This window comes from Paraburkholderia sp. SIMBA_027 (assembly GCF_046535315.1).
Classification (GTDB): domain Bacteria; phylum Pseudomonadota; class Gammaproteobacteria; order Burkholderiales; family Burkholderiaceae; genus Paraburkholderia; species Paraburkholderia tropica.
Genome location: NZ_JAWRWY010001187.1, coordinates 1 through 252, shown reverse-complemented (window position 1 = coordinate 252; position 252 = coordinate 1). Strand labels below are relative to the sequence as shown.

Annotated in this window: 1 pseudogene; it reads left to right on the top strand. The window is 61.9% G+C overall.

Features of this window, described 5'->3' with window-relative positions:
• Positions 1–252: pseudogene (locus SB764_RS42895) on the top strand (TolC family protein); the annotation flags it as partial.

Below are 252 nucleotides of genomic sequence, written 5' to 3'. Positions count from 1 at the left end.
GGACTGGGCGCCGCCAATGCCGCTTTACTGCCCTCGGGAAACATCAGTGGTCAGGCTGCGCGTTCCTATCAGTCAATCGAGACGCCGCTCGGCCAAGTGCTGAATTCAACCCCTGGCTTTGATCGATACGGAAGTTCCTACGAGCTCGACCTTGATGCGAGCTGGGAGGTGGATGTATTTGGCGGCCTGCGACGCGGACGCGAAGCTGCACTGGCCGAGTACCAGGCCTCCGAGGCTGGCGTTGCCGCCACA